This window comes from Delftia sp. NA_296.1 (assembly GCF_052692095.1).
Map to the genome: position 1 here is coordinate 833,820 of NZ_JBQZGF010000001.1, position 14,723 is coordinate 848,542.

Below are 14,723 nucleotides of genomic sequence, written 5' to 3' on the forward strand. Positions count from 1 at the left end.
CTGGCTCGCCGTTTTCCAGCAGAGGTCCATCATGCGCAACCGCCTTCCATCGCCAGGACTTCCCCGCCCCGATGCCGCGCTGCAGCCGGCACTCGGCGGCCATGCGGACGACCGTGGGACTTTCCGCCAGCGATGGTCCGGCAGACAGGGTTGCATGCGGGTCATTGCCTGCGCCGTCTCGGCCTCCATCGTGCTGCTGTCGGGCTGCGCGCCGCTGGATGCGCGCAAGGACGCCAAGTACCTGGACAAGGTCTATGCGGCCGACCGCCCCGTGGTGCGGCCGGTGCGCTCGATATCGAGCTTTTCCGACTCGCTGATGTGCATGGACAGGATGTTCCGCAACAGCCACATGCCCACGGTGCTGATCACCAGCAAGCAGCTGCCCGACTACTCGGGCCGCGTGGCCGTGGCCGCCAAGGAGATGGTGGTCACCGCCCTGTCCCAGATGTCGCGCGTCAGCAGTGCCTTCCGCTACGTGGACTATGAGGTGGACATCGCCCGCCAGGATACGGTGCAGAACCTCACCACCATCTTGCTCAACAACAACCAGATCCAGCTGCAGCGCCCTGCCCTGTATGTGTCGGGCGCCGTGTCCTTCATGGACCAGAACGTGCTGCGCAACAACGTGGACATAGGCACCAGCGCCTCGCGCCTGGAAACCGGCTACAGCGCCAACCGCAGCGGCGCCGTGCTGGGCATGGAGCTGCACCTGGGCGACTTCCGCACGCGCACCATCATCCCGGGCCTGGATTCGGCCAACGAGGTCGTCATCGGCAACGGCAGCCAGGGGCTGGACCTGTCCGGCCGCATCGGCACCTACGGCGTGCAGTTCAGCGTGGGCCGCGACTACGCCCAGGGCTCGGGCCCGGCCGTGCGCACCTTGGTCGAGCTGGGCATGATCGAGCTGCTGGGCAAATGGTCGCGCCTGCCCTACTGGCAGTGCCTGACGCTGGACCAGACCCATCCCGACTTCCAGCGCCAGCTGCGCGACTGGTACGAGGAAGGCGAAGCCGGCATCCACCAGGAACTGGTGCGCCAGTCGCTGATCAGCAAGGGCTATCTGCCGCCGGACGCCCCGGCCTTCACCGCAGGCAACCCGCAGTGGCGCGAGGCCATAGGGCGCTTCCAGGCCGACAGCGGCATGGTGGTCAACGGCGTGGTGGACTTCAACACCTACGAGCGCGCACTGCGCGACTTCGTGGCCGTGGGCGCCGATGGGCACATCACGCGCATTGGCTGGAACACCAAGAGCGCAGCGCCGGTCACCACCGCCTCCGAGAACGTGGCCGTGGGCACGGGCGACTACCGCTACGGCGCCCCCGCGCCCGACCGCAAGCTGGACCTGTGGGTGGAGAACATCACGCCCACCCGCACCTCCTTCGAGACGGGTGAGCAGCTCTTCCTGTCCACCACCGTGTCGCGTGCCTCCTACCTGTCGTGCTTCATGGCGGGCGCCGATGGCGAGGTCACCCGGCTGGTGCCCAACGACGTGAACCGCTCGGGCTGGATCACCGCCGCCCAGTCCGTGCGCCTGCCCGACTGGATGAGCCCCAACCCCGGCTATGTGATCAACGCCGGCCCTCCCGGCAAGGAAGGCGTGGCCTGCTTCGCCACCGAGCAGAACATGACCGACAAGCTGCCCACGCTGCTGCAGGGCAAGGCCTTCATCGCCATCCCGGGCATGCGCTCCCTGGAGGATGTCAACCAGTACATGGCCAGCTCGCTGGGCGCAGACGGGTACACCGGCTCGGCCCGCTTCTGGCAGGTGGTGCCGGCCCAGGCCAAGCGCTGATGCACGGTGCGGAACACAAGCCAACCAGAGGCACCTGCCATGCCCTCCAGCGCTCATGAAACCTCGCCGCGGCGGCACCGCGGGCTGCGCCTGACCGCCAGGCTTGTGCTGCCCGGGCTGCTGGTGGTGCTGCCCGGTCTGGCGCCCGCCGTGCTGCCGCATGTGCAGGCGGCAGCCCGCTTCACGCCGGTCATGCCCATCCGGGTGGCGACGGCCAGCGTGTACGGCTCCCAGCCGGGCACCAGCAACATCAATTCGACCTCGGATACCGCCCAGCAACGGGCCCTGTCCCAACTGCGCAGCCGCGCCGAAGGCAAGGGCGTGAGCCCGGCCACGCAGCGCGAGGCGCAATGGGTCATGGGCCTGCTGGCACTGCATGGCATTGCCATGGCCCAGGACGGGCCACAGGCCAGGACCTGGTTCGAGCGTGCCCAGCGCGCCGGCCATCCGCTGGCCAGCGCGGGACTGGCCTGGTGCGCCATGGACGGCTGCGGCCAGCCCCCCGATCCACCGGCCGCAAGGCCCTGGATCGCCCAGCTGGCCAAGACCGACCCGGCCCGTGCGCAATACCTGGAATGGCTGCTGGCCCGGCGCCTGGCGCCGCTGTCCACGGCCGAGCCCGTGGGCGAGGCCTTGACCGTGGCAGGCACGCCCGACCAGGAACTGCTGCAGCGCGCGGCGCGTTCGGGCAGCCCCGGCGCCCAGCTCGAATGGGGCCTGGCCCTGCTCGCGCAGGACGAGCCCGAGGCCGCCCTGCGCCAGTTCCGTGCGGCGGCGCCACGCTCATCCAGCGCGGCGACCAATGCGCAGATGCTGGGCGACCGCATGCGGCCCGCGGGCCAGCTGGTGTCGGCCCAGGGCACGTCTGCCCCGCCTGCGGCGCAGGGGCCGCAACGGCTGCAGCGCACGCCGGAGTTGCGGGGCTCGCCCAGCGAGCAGGACATCCAGGTGCGCCAGCCCGTCACGGCCCAGCAGCAGTGGGAGCAGGCCCAGCGCTATCACCGTGGCGAAGGCGTGCCGGCCAACTACACCGAGGCCCTGCGCCTGTACCAGCAGGCGGCGTCCCACGGCCATGTGGCATCGCGGCGCATGCTGGAGTTGATCTATTCGCGCCCCGCACAGGGCGGCGGTGTGGACATTGGCTGGATGCAGCAGCTGGCACGCATCGACCCCATGACCATGCAGCCCATGGCGCCCATCAGCCCCGCGCCCTACCGGCGCGACCCCACGCCGCTTTTCGACATGGTGCCGGCGCCCTGGCACCGGAACTGAAGCAGGCCCTGGGTCCTGCCCTAAAGCAGCACATCCAGGCCAGTGTCGGCCATCCAGTCCACCGGGTCCTGGCGCAGCACCATGTCGATGTCCAGGCCCAGGGCCACCCCCACTTCGCCGGGAAAGCTCACGGCCAGCGCGCGCTCGCCCCATTGCGCCTCGCGCGATCGGGCGCGCCAGGCGGCGATGTGCAGCACACAGGCCAGGGGATCGAAGCCGGGCTGGGCCAGCGGCGCGTGCAGGTGCTGCAGCGCGTCGGCCAGCAGCGGCGGAAGATTCCAGCGCCGGGCCAGGCCTGCGCTGACATGGCTGTATGCGTAGCCGCACAGCCGCATCTCCAGTTCGGCACGGCGCGGGTCCAGCGGGCCGACCAGCTCGGAGATGGTGGCCGCGCGGCCGGGATCGATCATGTGCATGGCCAGCTCGCCCAGCCCGTGCAGCAGGCCTGCCGCATAGGCCGCCGTGGGGCTGGCCTGCACCGTGCCGGCCAGCGCGCGGGCCACGCGTGCGGCATCCACGCTGTAGCGCCAGAAGGCCGGCATGGCCACGCCCGGCACGGCATGCGTGCCCACGCCCAGCGGCATGCCCCGCACGATCTGTCGCAACTGCGCGGGCGCCAGCAGGGCCAGCGCCTCCGGAATGCCGGTGACACGGCCCGCCATGCCGAAGACCGGGCCGTTGGCCTGCGCCAGCAGCCCCGCAGCCAGAGCGGGGTCGGCCGCGAACAGCTGGCTCAGCCGGCGCAGGCTGGGCTGCTCGGGCACCAGCTCGCGCAGCAGCAGGGCCACAATGCGCGGCTGCGCCGGCAGGGCCAGCGTCTGGGTCAACAGCGTCTGCAGATCCAGTGCGTGCGCAGCCATCGCGTTTCCTGCCTTGCCCTGCCCGGCCTTACTTGCGGGTCTGCAGCTTGGCGAAGGCCGAGGCCATGGCCGACTGCTGCGCCGGCTCGGGCGCGCGGCGCTGGCCACCCTGATGGCCCTGGCTGCCCCGGCCTGCGCTCTCGAAGCGGTTGTCACGGGGGCCGTCGCGGCGCGCCGGCGCCGCATCCAGCTTCATGGTCAGGCTGATGCGCTTGCGCGCCACATCGACCTCCAGCACCTTGACCTTGACGATCTGGCCGGTCTTGACGACCTCGCGCGCGTCCTCGATGAACTTGTGGCTCATCTGGCTGACGTGGACGAGGCCGTCCTGGTGCACGCCCAGGTCCACGAAGGCGCCGAACTGGGCCACGTTGCTGACCGTGCCCTCCAGCGTCATGCCTTCCTTGAGGTCCTTGATGTCTTCCACGCCGTCATTGAAGCGGGCGACGACGAAGTCCGGGCGCGGATCGCGGCCGGGCTTTTCCAGCTCGCCCAGGATGTCCTTGATGGTGATGGCACCGAACTGCTCGCTCACGAACTGCTCGGCCTTCAGGCCCTTGAGCACCTCGGAGCGGCCCATGAGCTGGTCCACGCTCTTGCCCGTGGTGGCAATGATGCGTTCGACCACGGGATAGGTTTCCGGGTGGACGCCCGTCATGTCCAGCGGGTTGTCGCCGCCGCGGATGCGCAGAAAGCCTGCGGACTGCTCGAAGGTCTTGGCGCCCAGGCCGGCCACGTCCATCAGCTGCTTGCGGCTCTTGAAGGAGCCGTTGGCATCGCGCCAGCGCACCACCGACTTGGCCACGCTGCCCGACAGGCCCGAGACGCGCGACAGCAGCGGCGCCGAGGCCGTGTTCAGGTCCACGCCCACGGAGTTCACGCAGTCCTCGACCACGGCATCGAGCTGGCGCGCCAGCTCGCTTTGGTTCACGTCGTGCTGGTACTGGCCCACGCCGATGCTCTTGGGGTCGATCTTGACCAGCTCGGCCAGCGGGTCCTGCAGCCGGCGCGCAATGCTGGCGGCGCCGCGCAGGCTCACGTCCACATCGGGCATTTCCTGCGAGGCGAACTCGCTGGCGGAATACACGGAAGCGCCGGCCTCGCTGACCACGACCTTCTCGATCTGGCGGTCGGCCTTGCTGGCGATCTTGATCAGGTCGGCCGCCAGCTTGTCGGTCTCGCGGCTGGCCGTGCCGTTGCCGATGGCAATCAGGTTGATCTGGTGCTTTTCGACCAGGCGGGCCAGCACGGCCAGGGAGCCGTCCCAGTCGCGGCGCGGCTCATGCGGGTAGATGGTGGTGGTGTCCACCAGCTTGCCCGTGCTGTCCACCACGGCCACCTTGACACCCGTGCGGATGCCCGGGTCCAGGCCGATGACGGCGCGCTGGCCCGCAGGCGCGGCCAGCAACAGGTCCCGCAGGTTGTCGCCAAAGACCTTGATGGCCACCTTCTCGGCGTCTTCGCGCAGGCGCGAGAACAGGTCGCGCTCGGTGGACAGGCTCAGCTTGACGCGCCAGGTCCAGGCCACGCACTTGCGGATCAGGTCGTCGCTGGCGCGCTTGGCGTGGCTCCAGCCCAGGTGCAGGGCGATCTTGCCTTCGGCCAGGCTGGGCTGGCCGGGCTCGGGCTCCACGGGAAGAACCAGCTTGGCTTCGAGGATCTCCAGCGCGCGGCCGCGGAACACGGCCAGGGCGCGGTGCGAGGGCACGCGGCCAATCGGTTCGTCGTACTCGAAATAGTCGCGGAACTTGGCGACCTCGGGGTCGTTCTCGTTCTTGGCCTCGATCTTCTTGGAACGCAGCAGGCCGTCTTCCCACAGCCATTCGCGCAGCTTCTGCACCAGCGCCGGGTCTTCGGCCCAGCGCTCGGACAGGATGTCGCGCACGCCATCGAGCACGGCGAAGGTGGTGGAGAAATCGGGGCCCGGCTTGCCGTCGTCCAGGGTGGTGGCGGGCTTGCAGAAGGCCTCGGCCTCCTTGTGCGGGTCCAGCGTGGGGTCGGCAAACAGCTTGTCGGCCAGCGGCTCGATGCCGAATTCCTTGGCAATCTGGCCCTTGGTGCGGCGCTTTTGCTTGAAGGGCAGGTAGATGTCCTCCAGCTCCTGCTTGGTCGGCGCATTGGCAATGGCCAGGCGCAGCGCATCGGTCAGCTTGCCCTGCTCGTCGATGGCCTTGAGCACCGTGCCCCGGCGGTCTTCCAGCTCGCGCAGATAGCCCAGGCGTTCGTCGAGCTGGCGCAATTGCGCGTCGTCCAGGCCGCCGGTCACTTCCTTGCGGTAGCGGGCGACGAACGGAACCGTGGCTCCGCCATCAAGCAATTCGACCGCAGCACCCACTTGCTGCGGCTTGACATTCAGTTCTGCGGCGATTTGGCCAATGATTTTTTGCATTCGAGAGGCGCCCCGTGGCGTGGAATCCGGAAAGCGGCCAAGTGTGCCACACGCGATTCGGGCCGGGCCGCTCACGGCCCGCCCGCAAATGCAAGCATTTCTTGCAGGCCAATGAATTCAAGGGCTTGCAGCATGAAGCCGGAAGGGCGCGGGAATGGCCGATCGGACAAGCCCGGCTTTCAGGGCCGCACATCCACGATCTGCATCATTCCCAGGTCCTCATGGTCCAGCGCATGGCAATGCCAGACGAACTTGCCGTGGAAATCCGCGAACCGCATGCGAAAGGTGATGCTGCCCTTGGTGACCCCCGCCGCCCCGCTGCTGCCCGTGCCCGGTGGCACGGGCAGGGTGTCGGCCCAGAACGGCGTCACCGGCGCGCCGTTGACCCTGACCACATAGCAATCGTTGACGTGGATGTGAAAGGGATGCGGGTAGCCGTTGTAGTTGTAGACCGTCCACTCCTCCACCGCATTGAAGGGCACGGTCTGCACAGGCGTGAGGCTGGAATGGATGGGCGACATGCCCAGCGGCATGGCCTCGGTGCCCACCGCAAACACCGATCGGTTGCCGCCCACCTTCAGCACCCAGCTCTCGCCGGCCGGCATGGGCGCCAGGGCCGGGTCGCGCACGCCCTTGTCCTCGTCGTCGGCCAGCACGGCCAGGCGCAGGACGCGCTGCACGCCACCATGGCTGGCCAGTTCGGCATCGGTGATGGGCGTGTAGTCGCCGGGCCGGCGCAGCAGTGCAGGGTCGGGCACGCGGGCCTGCACGGGCTCGCCCTGGACCACCACCCGGGCCAGCACCTCCTCGAAGGGCTCGTTGCCGCTTGGCCGGTGAAAGGACGGGCACGCGGCCGCGCGCAGGAAATACTCGCCCGGCGCCATCGATGCCTGCACCACCATGGACAGGCGCCCGCCCGGGTAGAGGTTTCGGTCAGGTCATTGAGGGCGTGCAAGGCCAGCGCATGGGGGCGGGACTGGGCCTGTGCCCCGTCCTCGCCCTGGCAGGCGCCATGGCGGTTGTCGCCCCAGGCCCAGCAGCGCCCGCCGTGCTCCAGCGCCAGCACATGCGTGCCGCCCACGCTGATCTGCTGCACCGCCGCCAGGCCGGGCACGGCGTGAAAGCCCGCGCGGGGTGCCGCATCGCCCTGGCCCAGCTGGCCCAGGCCATTCCAGCCCCAGGCCAGCACCTGCCCGCCCTGCGTGGTCGCCGCCGAAAAATGCAGGCCCGCCGCCAGACTGCTGAGGCGCCCAGGCACGGCAATGCGCACGGGGCCGGGACTGTAGGCCGCCTGCAGCTCCTGGTCCAGCTGGCCCTGGTGGTTGGAGCCCCAGCCCCACAGCCGCCCCTTCTCATCCAGCGCCAGGCTGTGCGTGGCCCCCGCCGCCACCGCCACCACGGCCGCAGCGCCCTGCGGCAGCACCACGCGCTGCGCACGGCTGCGCTGCACCAGATCGCCCTGCCCCAGTTGGCCCGCAGCATTGGCGCCCCAGGACCAGACCTGCCCCCTGGCATCCAGCGCCAGCGCATGGCCCATGCCCACGGACACGCTGCGCACGGAGGGCAGGCCCTGCACGCGCTGCGCACCGGGCATGGCGTCCGACCATCCCCAGAGTGCGCCTTCGCGGTCCTGCACATAGGCCTGCTGCTCACCCGCCCAGATGCGCCGCACCCCGGCATCCTGCCGGCCCAAGGCCAAAGGCCTGGGCACGGCGCCCGCGGCATCGCGGACCTGGGGCGCAACGGCATAGGCCTGGCCATCCGCCCAGGCCAGCAGCGAATGGCCCGCATCCACCAGCCCCTCCCAACGCGTGCCACGGGGGCTCAGGCGCTGGGGCACGGGCTGGGAAAAGCTGCGGTGGCCGATACGCGTGGCATCGGGCGCACAGACCTCGGCAGCATCCACGCCTTCGGGCAGGGTGCGCAACACCTCCAGATTGCCCCAGGCGAATACGCCCTCCGATGTGATGAGCACGGACCGCTGCGGGCCCGCCACTACCTCTTCTATGGTCAGCATCACCCTCTCCTTTGCGTGTTTTGCGTGTTTCGCGTGTCTTGGGGCACCCCGACACGGCGGTACAGCTGCCCGTGAGGTGTCAGTGCGGATTGTTCAAAGGAAGCGGGTGGGTGGCAATCACTGAAAACTGTGATTCCTCAAGAGCGCCTTAGGCTCCGTCAATCGATCCCGCCCGGGGCCTGCGTGGCCTGAGTGCCTACGCGGGCTGCGCTGGCGCAGCGGCATCATGGACAATCCATGCTCCAGCCCATGCAAGACGATCTGTTTGACGCGCCGCCCTCACCGCCGCCGTCCCCACCCTCTTCAGCCCCGGTCCCGCCTGCCGCCAGCGCGGCGCCTGGCGGCCGCAAGCCGGCATCCCGCAAGGCCGTCGGCGCCGTGCAGCTGGCGCCCCAGGCCCTGCAATGGCAGGCGCTGGCGGACCAGCTTCCGCAGGGCTTGCGCATGGGGGTCTCCACCTGGTCCTACCCGGGCTGGGAAGGTTTGATCTGGGATGGCGCCTATGACAAAAGCGTGCTCGCCAAGAAGGGACTGGAGGCCTATGGCCGGCATCCGCTGATGCGAACGGTCTGCGTGGACCGCAGCTTCTGGAGGCCGTTGACGGCCAGCCAGTACCTGGCCTTCGCGGGCCAGGTGCCGGCCGATTTCCGCTTCGTGGTCAAGTGCCCTTCGGTGGTCACCGATGCGCAGGTCCGCGACGAGGATGGCAAGGGCATGTCGCTGAACCCCGTGTTCCTTCAACCCGATCTGGCCGTGACCAGCTTCGTCGAGCCCACGCTCGAAGGGCTTGGCGAGCGGCTCGGCGTGCTGGTGTTCCAGCTCAGCCCGATGACCTGGGGCCTGCTGAGCCGCCCCACCGAACTGCTGGCGCGGCTGCAGGCCATGCTGGACGCGGTGCGAGCGGCGCTGGCCGCCCATCCGCTGGGCGCACAGATCATCGTGGCGGTGGAGGTGCGCGACCCGGAGCTTTTGACGCCCGAGCTGGCGGACACGCTGCGCGCTGCGGGCGCCACCTTCTGCCTGGGGCTGCACGGCAAGATGCCGCCCATCGAAGAGCAATTGGTTTTTCTGCGGCGGCTGTGGCCCAGCCCGCTGGTCTGCCGCTGGAACCTGAACCGCGAGTTCGGGGCCTACGGCTACCCCGATGCGCAAACCAAGCACGATCCCTTCGACGAGATCCGCACGCCCGATGTGCACACGCGCTCCATCCTAGCCAAGACCATCGATGGCATCACCAGCCGCGGGCTGCCCGCCTTCGTGACGGTGAGCAACGATGCCGAAGGCTGCGCGCCGCGCTCCATCGCGCTGCTGGCCGAGGCCGTGGTGCAAGCGGAGGCGGCCCGGATTCAGCGCTTGCCGTAGGCGCGCTCCACGCGGGCCACGCGCAACTCATAGTGCTCGTACCAGGCGTCCTTGCCCAGTTGCTGGGCGACCAGGTGCTCGGCATCCTGCTTCCAGCGCGCAATGGATTCGGCCGTGGACCAGTACGACACGGTGATGCCGAAACCGTCCTCGCCGCGCGTGCTTTCCGCGCCCAGGAAGCCTTGCTGCTGCGCGGCCAAGTCCACCATGCGCTGGGCCATGAGGCCGTAGCCATCATCGTCGTCCGGCGTCCTGCGCGACGAGAAGATGACGGCGTAGTAAGGCGGCTCGGGGGTGTTGGCAAAGGGGCTCATCGTGTCGGGGCGGCATGTTCTGCGGGACCGCGCAATACACCGCCCGCGCTCAGGAATTCGCCGGTGCCGAGGCGGACGACGCCTGCACCTGCTCGCCGCCCAGCACCTTCCACAGCGTGACGCGGTTGAGCTGCTCGGACAGGCGCAAGCCGATCAGGGTCTGCTGGGCCGTGTAGAGGCTGCGCTGCGCATCCAGCACGGTCAGGTAGTTGTCCACGCCGGCCTTGAAGCGGGCCTCCGACAGGTCGAAGGCCTTTTGCGTGGCGGCGACCATGCTGGTCTGGGCGGCCAGGCGCTCGTCCCACTGCGCGCGGTCGGCCAGCACGTCGGCGGTTTCGCGGAAGGCCGTCTGCACGGCCTTCTCGTACTGGGCGATGGCGATGCGCTGGTTGGCCTCGGCCACCTGCACGCCCGCACGGTTGCGGCCACCGTCGAAGATGGGCAGGCGCACCAGGGGGATGAAGCTCCAGGTGCTGCTGCTGCCGCCAAAGAGGCCATCGAGTTCGCGGCTGCCCGAGCCCACGCTGGCCGTGAGGCTGATGGTGGGGAACATGGCAGCGCGTGCGGCGCCGATGTTGGCTTCCATGGCGCGCAGGTTGTTCTCGGCGGCCTGGATGTCGGGGCGCACCAGCAGCACGCTGGAGGGCAGCGGTGCAGGCACGGGCTGCAGCGCGGCCGCGGGCCGGGCATCGGCGCGCAGCGTGGCGGCGCCGGGCAGCAGGGCCTCGGGCAGCGGGCCGCCCACCAGCAATTGCAGGGCGTTGCGGTCACGCTCCACCTGGGAGGTGAAGCTGGCCACGTCGCCGCGCGCCGTGTCCACCGTGGTCTGGTTCTGTGCCAGCACCAGGCCCGATGTGGAGCCAATCTCGTGCATGCGCCGCGTCAGCTCATAGGCCTTCTCGCGGCTGGCCAGGGTGTCGCGCGCCAGCTGCAGGCGGGCCTGGTCGGCCGCCAGCGTGAGCCAGCCGTTGGCCACATCGGCCACCAGGCCGATCTGCACATTGCGCCGGTTCTGCTCGCTTTGCAGGAACTGCTGCAGCGCCGCCTCACTAAGGTTGCGCACGCGGCCCCAGAGGTCGATCTCATAGCTGGCAAAGCCCAGCTGGGCCGTGTACTGGGTGCTGACCGAGGCCGCCTGGGTGGCGCTGGTCATGCCGGCGGCCGTGCGCGCACGGCTGGCCTGGGCCTGGGCGGTGACGCTGGGCAGCAGGTCGGCGCGCGTGATGCCGTACTGGGCACGCGCGCGCTCGATGCTTTCCACGGCCACGCGCAGGTCGCGGTTGTTGGACAGGGCCAGCGCAATGACCTCGCGCAGCTGCTGGGACTGCACCCAGCCCAGCGCGGCGGCGGCCTGCAGGCTGGCCTCGTCGGCCTGGGCCGGCGTTGCGGCCGTGCTGCCCACGGTATCGGGCACGGGCATGTCGGGCGTGCGGTGCTGCGGCGCGAGGTTGCAGCCGGTCAGCAGCGCCGCCAGCGCCGCCGCTGCGGCCAGTGCGGAGACATTCGTTGGGCGCCTCATGCTGCGCTCTCCTTTGCGGTATGCGGTGAATCAGGTGATCCGGCAGTCGGCTGAGGCGCGTCGTCCTCGGTGCGCGAATGGCTCTTGAACCAGCTGCGGATCAGCAGGAAGAACACGGGCACCAGGAAGATGCCCAGCACCGTGGAGGCCAGCATGCCGCCAAGCACGGCCGTGCCGATGGCATTGCGCCCGCCCGCGCCGGCACCCGTGCCGATGGCCAGCGGAATGACGCCGAAGCCGAAGGCCAGCGAGGTCATCAAGATGGGGCGCAGGCGCAGGCGCACGGCCGAGACCACGGCGTCGAAGATGCTCTTGCCCTGCTCCTGCAGCTGCACCGCAAATTCCACGATCAGGATGGCGTTCTTGGACGCCAGGCCCACCGTGGTCAGCAGGCCCACCTGGAAGTACACGTCGTTGGTCAGCCCGCGCGTGTAGGTGGCGGCCAGCGCGCCCACCACGCCCAGCGGCACGGCCAGCATCACCGACAGCGGCACGGTCCAGCTCTCGTACAGCGCCGCCAGGCACAGGAACACGAAGAGGATGGAGATGGCGTACAGCAGCGGCGCCTGCGCGCCCGACTGGCGCTCCTGCAGCGAGGCGCCGGTCCACTCGTAGCCTATGCCGGCCGGCAGCGTGCGCAGGATGTCCTCCACGATCTGCATGGCGGTGCCCGAGCTGACGCCCGGCGCGGCGCGGCCTTCCATTTCATAGGCCGGGTTGCCGTTGTAGCGCATGAGCTGGGGCGAACCGTAGGCCCAGTAGCTGCTGGAGAACGAACTGAACGGCACCATCTCGCCCTTGGCGTTGCGCACCGTCCATTTGGCGATGTCCTGGGGCAGCATGCGGTGCGGCGCATCGCCCTGGATGTAGACGCGCTTGACGCGCTCGTTGTTCAGGAAGTCGTTGACATAGGTGCCGCCCATGGCGCTGGACAGCACGCTGTTGATGTCGGTGTACGACAGGCCCAGTGCGGCGGCCTTGCGGTCGTCGATGTCCAGGCGCAGCTCGCTGGCGTCTTCCAGGTTGGTCATGCGCAGATTGGTGAGCTCGGGGCGCTTGCGGGCCTCGGTCAGGAATTTCTCCTTGGCCTCCAGCAGCGCCTGGTGGCCCAGGCCGTTCATGTCCTTGATCATGAAGTTGAAGCCCGAGCTGGAGCCCAGGCCGCGCACGGCCGGCGGCAGCACGACCAGCACGCGCGCATCGCGGATGGCGGACAGGTCTTTGGTCGCGCGGTGCGCGATCTCGGAGGCCGACTGGCCGGGCAGCGGACGCTCCTCCCAGGTCTTCAGCCGCACGAAGGCGCGTGCCGAGGCCTGGTCGCCGTTCAGGCCCGAGACCTGGTAGAAGCTCACCACGTCGGGCTGCTTGGCAAAGTAGTCGCGCACCTCGTCGAGCACACCCTGCAGCCGCGTATCGGCCGCGCCCGAAGGCAGGTTGATGTTGACGAAGACGAAGCCCTGGTCCTCGTCCGGCAGGAAGGAAGTGGGCAGGCGCGCCATCAGCAGCCAGACCACGCCGCAGACGGCCAGGAAGATCAGCATCATGCGCTTGGCGCGGCGCAGCGAGTAGGCCACCGTGCCCTGGTAGCGCGCGGCCGTGGCGTCGAAATGGTGGTTGAACCAGCGGAAGAACCGGTCATTCACCCCCAGGATGCCGCTGCGGATAGGGCGGTCATGCCCTGCCCCGCCCCCTGCGGGCGGCTTGAGCAGCGTGGCGCACAGCGCCGGCGTCAGCGTCAGCGCCACGAACACCGACAGCGCCATGGCCGCGACGATGGTGATGGAGAACTGCCGGTAGATCACGCCCGTGGAGCCGCCGAAGAAGGCCATGGGCACGAACACGGCCGACAGCGTCACGCCGATGCCCACCAGGGCCGGCGTGATCTCGCGCATGGACTGGCGCGTGGCCTGCTTGGGCGACATGCCCGTCTCGTGCATCACGCGCTCGACGTTCTCCACCACGACGATGGCATCGTCCACCAGCAGGCCGATGGCCAGCACCATGGCGAACATGGTCAGCGTATTGATCGAGTACCCGGCCAGCGACAGCACGCCGAAGGTGCCCAGCAGCACCACGGGCACGGCGATGGCGGGGATCATCGTGGCGCGGAAGTTCTGCAGGAAGATGAACATCACGATGACCACGAGGATCATGGCCTCGCCCAGCGCGCTGACCACTTCCTTGATGGAGGCGCGCACGAAGGGCGTGGAGTCCGAGCTGACGAAGTAGTCGATCTCGTTGGGGAAGAACGGCTTGAGCTCGGCCAGCTTGGCGGCGATGGTGTCGGCCACCTGCATGGCATTGGCGCCATCGGCCAGCACGATGCCCATGCCGGCGCCGGGCAGTCCGTTGAGCTTGGCCTTGATGGTCAGGTTGTCGGCGCCCAGCTCCACGCGGGCCACGTCCTTCATGAGCACCACCGAGCCGTCCAGCGAGGACTTGAGCACGATATCTTCGAACTGCTCCACCGTCTTGAGCTTGGTGCGCGCCGTGATGGTGGCGTTGAGCTGCTGGTCGGAGACGGCGGGCAGCGCGCCCAGCTGGCCGGCCGAGACCTGGGCGTTCTGCGAGTTCAGCGCATTGACCAGGTCCGACGGCATCAGCGCGTACTTCTCCATCTTGGCCGGGTCCATCCAGATGCGCATCGCATAGTTGGTGCCGAAGACGTTGACATCGCCCACGCCGTCGAGGCGGCCGATCACATCGACCAGGTTGCTGGTCAGATAGTCGCCGATATCGACCGCGGTCATGGCCGGGTCCTTGGAGAAGAAGCTGTAGGTGACCAGGAAGTCCTGGCCGCCCTTGTTCACGAACACACCCCGGCTCTTGACCGCATCAGGCAGGCGGTTCACGGCGGACTGCAGCTTGTTTTGCACCTGCACCTGGGCCACGTCGATGTTGGTGCCCGGCGCAAAGGTCAGCGTGGTGCGCGCGCGGCCCGAGGCGTCGGACGTGGAGCTCATGTAGAGCATGTTGTCGATGCCCTTGAGCTGCTGCTCGATGATCTGGGTCACCGAGTTCTCGACCGTCTCGGCCGAGGCGCCCGTGTACTGCGCGCCGATGGTCACGCGCGGCGGCGCGATGTCGGGGTATTGCTCCAGCGGCAGCGTGAAGATGGACAGCGCGCCGCCCAGCATGATGACGATGGCGATGACCCACGCGAAGATGGGCCGGTTGATGAAGAACTGAGCCATGTGA

General features: G+C 69.0%; 10 protein-coding genes. 3 read left to right on the top strand and 7 right to left on the bottom strand.

Annotated elements, in window-relative coordinates; translation table 11 throughout:
• Positions 1–154: 154 nt before the first annotated feature.
• Together ACUTR7_RS03930 and ACUTR7_RS03935 are read left to right on the top strand one after the other, a co-directional pair.
• Positions 155–1,792, top strand: a complete 1,638-nt coding sequence (locus ACUTR7_RS03930; protein WP_141836013.1) for a DUF4384 domain-containing protein — start codon at positions 155–157, stop codon at positions 1,790–1,792.
• 39 nt (positions 1,793–1,831) lie between these two features.
• A complete protein-coding gene (locus ACUTR7_RS03935; protein ID WP_445608183.1) occupies positions 1,832–3,064 on the top strand; it encodes an SEL1-like repeat protein in 1,233 nt (410 codons plus the stop codon).
• 20 nt (positions 3,065–3,084) lie between these two features.
• On the opposite strand, the gene ACUTR7_RS03940 is transcribed toward ACUTR7_RS03935, so the two are convergent.
• The 4 genes from ACUTR7_RS03940 to ACUTR7_RS03955 all read right to left on the bottom strand — a co-directional run bounded on the left by ACUTR7_RS03940 (position 3,085) and on the right by ACUTR7_RS03955 (position 8,330).
• Positions 3,085–3,924 (bottom strand): HDOD domain-containing protein, encoded by an 840-nt coding sequence (locus ACUTR7_RS03940; protein ID WP_043820881.1) that lies wholly within the window; start codon positions 3,922–3,924, stop codon positions 3,085–3,087.
• A gap of 28 nt (positions 3,925–3,952) precedes the next feature.
• Positions 3,953–6,313 (bottom strand): Tex family protein, encoded by a 2,361-nt coding sequence (locus tag ACUTR7_RS03945; RefSeq protein WP_123691304.1) that lies wholly within the window; start codon positions 6,311–6,313, stop codon positions 3,953–3,955.
• Positions 6,314–6,492: 179 nt separating this feature from the next.
• Positions 6,493–6,993, bottom strand: coding sequence for a multicopper oxidase domain-containing protein (locus ACUTR7_RS03950; protein WP_445608184.1), 501 nt, complete (start codon positions 6,991–6,993; stop codon positions 6,493–6,495).
• The gene (locus tag ACUTR7_RS03955) at positions 6,891–8,330 is read right to left on the bottom strand and encodes an RCC1 domain-containing protein (protein WP_445608185.1); all 1,440 of its coding nucleotides are present in this window, start codon (positions 8,328–8,330) and stop codon (positions 6,891–6,893) included. The genes ACUTR7_RS03950 and ACUTR7_RS03955 overlap by 103 nt, the downstream gene beginning before the upstream one ends.
• A 249-nt stretch (positions 8,331–8,579) precedes the next feature.
• Between ACUTR7_RS03955 and ACUTR7_RS03960 the strand changes: the two genes are divergently transcribed.
• Positions 8,580–9,692 (top strand): DUF72 domain-containing protein, encoded by a 1,113-nt coding sequence (locus tag ACUTR7_RS03960; RefSeq protein ID WP_445608186.1) that lies wholly within the window; start codon positions 8,580–8,582, stop codon positions 9,690–9,692.
• On the opposite strand, the gene ACUTR7_RS03965 is transcribed toward ACUTR7_RS03960, so the two are convergent.
• Genes ACUTR7_RS03965 through ACUTR7_RS03975 form a run of 3 tightly spaced genes read right to left on the bottom strand, consistent with a single transcriptional unit; the run spans position 9,677 to position 14,719 of the window.
• Positions 9,677–10,006 carry an antibiotic biosynthesis monooxygenase family protein gene (locus tag ACUTR7_RS03965; RefSeq protein ID WP_016446802.1) on the bottom strand — a complete coding sequence of 110 codons (330 nt, stop codon included), beginning with the start codon at positions 10,004–10,006 and terminating at the stop codon, positions 9,677–9,679. The genes ACUTR7_RS03960 and ACUTR7_RS03965 overlap by 16 nt on opposite strands.
• Before the next feature lie 49 nt (positions 10,007–10,055).
• A complete protein-coding gene (locus ACUTR7_RS03970) occupies positions 10,056–11,525 on the bottom strand; it encodes an efflux transporter outer membrane subunit (protein ID WP_207442706.1) in 1,470 nt (489 codons plus the stop codon).
• A complete protein-coding gene (locus tag ACUTR7_RS03975) occupies positions 11,522–14,719 on the bottom strand; it encodes an efflux RND transporter permease subunit (protein WP_445608187.1) in 3,198 nt (1,065 codons plus the stop codon). Before ACUTR7_RS03975 ends, ACUTR7_RS03970 begins: the two co-directional genes overlap by 4 nt.
• Positions 14,720–14,723 lie beyond the last annotated feature (4 nt).

Bases quoted from the DNA above. Each gene is read 5' to 3' on its own strand.
- ACUTR7_RS03955 (WP_445608185.1), bottom strand. From the start codon at position 8,330: ATGCTGACCATAGAAGAGGTAGTGGCGGGCCCGCAGCGGTCCGTGCTC.
- ACUTR7_RS03940 (WP_043820881.1), bottom strand. From the start codon at position 3,924: ATGGCTGCGCACGCACTGGATCTGCAGACGCTGTTGACCCAGACGCTG.
- ACUTR7_RS03945 (WP_123691304.1), bottom strand. From the start codon at position 6,313: ATGCAAAAAATCATTGGCCAAATCGCCGCAGAACTGAATGTCAAGCCG.
- ACUTR7_RS03935 (WP_445608183.1), top strand. From the start codon at position 1,832: ATGCCCTCCAGCGCTCATGAAACCTCGCCGCGGCGGCACCGCGGGCTG.
- ACUTR7_RS03960 (WP_445608186.1), top strand. From the start codon at position 8,580: ATGCAAGACGATCTGTTTGACGCGCCGCCCTCACCGCCGCCGTCCCCA.
- ACUTR7_RS03930 (WP_141836013.1), top strand. From the start codon at position 155: ATGCGGGTCATTGCCTGCGCCGTCTCGGCCTCCATCGTGCTGCTGTCG.
- ACUTR7_RS03965 (WP_016446802.1), bottom strand. From the start codon at position 10,006: ATGAGCCCCTTTGCCAACACCCCCGAGCCGCCTTACTACGCCGTCATC.
- ACUTR7_RS03975 (WP_445608187.1), bottom strand. From the start codon at position 14,719: ATGGCTCAGTTCTTCATCAACCGGCCCATCTTCGCGTGGGTCATCGCC.
- ACUTR7_RS03970 (WP_207442706.1), bottom strand. From the start codon at position 11,525: ATGAGGCGCCCAACGAATGTCTCCGCACTGGCCGCAGCGGCGGCGCTG.